Genomic DNA, 1,578 nt, shown 5'->3' with positions numbered 1-1,578 from the left:
AAGATGATGCTGGACCATTACCAGCAGACCAAGAACCTGCTGGTGAGCTACAGCATCGATCCGATGGGCTTTTTCTAGGCCGTGAGTATTAAGGCCCCTTGCGAAAGGGGCTTTCTTTTTCTCATGGATTGACCCGATTTATGGACGATTGACAAGAGAGACGCATCGTGACCGAAAGAATAATTGAGACGGGCGACGTCGTCAGATTGGCCACGAAGGCCGGCGCATGCACGACGGTGGTCGAAGTTACAGAAATTATGCAACTCGGACATATGTCCATTCCAAACGGCAGTGGCTTTGATAACAAGCTTCGGTTTAATGAACCCACGGAGCATGTAGGTGTTAACGTGAACCAATTGACGTATACCGATCATGGGGACGTTCTTGCGGGGACACCATGGCACAAGCACGTTCCTGCGACCGTGGAGAAAATATCATGACGTTTGTCGTTGCTGAAGACTGTATCAAATGTAAACACACTGACTGTGTCGAGGTCTGCCCGGTTGATTGCTTCTATGAGGGCCCTAACTTCCTGGTTATTCACCCCGATGAATGCATCGACTGTGCCTTGTGTGAGCCGGAATGTCCCGTAGACGCCATATACTCTGAAGATGAACTGCCAGATGATCAGTCGGTCTTTCTGGAACTCAATGCCGAGTTGGCAGAAGTCTGGCCGAATATTACAGAGATCAAACCGGCACCGCCCGACGCGGAAGAGTGGGCCGGAAAACCGAACAAGCTCCAATACCTTGAGAGATAAAGATCCGATGGGGAACGGTCAACTGCACTAGCAACAGAACATGGATAATGTTCATAGTATTTAGGTAATTACAAATGAAATTCTTAGTCCGACTCTATTTCATGATCAGAGCCTTCGGGGCAATCAGGGTGTTGCGGTTTTTGCCCAAAAAATCCCCCATGGTGTTCAAAGGGGAGGGATCTTCACTACACCTTTGTAATGAGATATCAATGTTGGGGTTCCGTAAGATCCTACTTGTCACTGATAATTTCCTCGCTGAATCTGGCCTGCTGAATGAGATGCAAGCTTCACTTAGAGCCGCAGCCGTAGAGTACATTGTGTACGATGGCGTACTGCCCAATCCTGATTTTGATGCGGTGATCGAGGGGGGTAGGGCTTACGGAAATAGCGGCTGTGACGCCATTGTGTCTGTGGGGGGCGGCTCGGTACTTGATGCAGCGAAGATGATGGCACTATTGCACGACAACCGCTTGTCCCTGGATAAGTTCGAGGGTGTATCGAAAAGTAAAAAGCCCGCTGTCCCACATTTCGCTGTACCGACCACCGCTGGGACCGGTGCCGAGATCACGCCGGTAGCCGTAATATCAGACCCGGCCACGCATCGGAAAGTACTGATCACCGACGGTAAGATGTGTCCCGATTACATCGCTCTGGATCCCGTGATTATGCAGGGCCTGCCACCTTCGATCACAGCAGCGACAGGGATAGACGCTCTAACACACGCTGTCGAAGCTTACGTCAGTAGAGGGGCCACAGAAAAGACAGATCGAGAAGCAAGGCTGGCTGTTAAGCTTATCTTTCGTTATCTCCTAAGAGCA

The 1,578-nt window shown here is 50.4% G+C and carries 3 protein-coding genes; all 3 read left to right on the top strand.

Annotated features, from left to right (window positions below; genetic code table 11):
- Positions 1-167 precede the first annotated feature (167 nt).
- Positions 168-440 (top strand): molybdopterin dinucleotide binding domain-containing protein, encoded by a 273-nt coding sequence (locus tag C0039_RS15690; protein WP_165787160.1) that lies wholly within the window; start codon positions 168-170, stop codon positions 438-440.
- A complete protein-coding gene (gene fdxA, locus C0039_RS15685; RefSeq protein WP_101518623.1) occupies positions 437-760 on the top strand; it encodes a ferredoxin FdxA in 324 nt (107 codons plus the stop codon). Before C0039_RS15690 ends, fdxA begins: the two co-directional genes overlap by 4 nt.
- 74 nt (positions 761-834) lie before the next feature.
- On the top strand, positions 835-1,578 hold a 744-nt coding region (locus C0039_RS15680), incomplete at its 3' end, for an iron-containing alcohol dehydrogenase (RefSeq protein WP_243391638.1).

The sequence above is a fragment of the Pseudohalioglobus lutimaris genome, assembly GCF_002866825.1.
Lineage (GTDB): Bacteria > Pseudomonadota > Gammaproteobacteria > Pseudomonadales > Halieaceae > Halioglobus > Halioglobus lutimaris.
Note: the sequence above shows the minus strand (reverse complement) of the source record. Positions and strands in the feature narration are given on the sequence as shown.

Bases quoted from the DNA above. Each gene is read 5' to 3' on its own strand.
- fdxA (WP_101518623.1), top strand. From the start codon at position 437: ATGACGTTTGTCGTTGCTGAAGACTGTATCAAATGTAAACACACTGAC.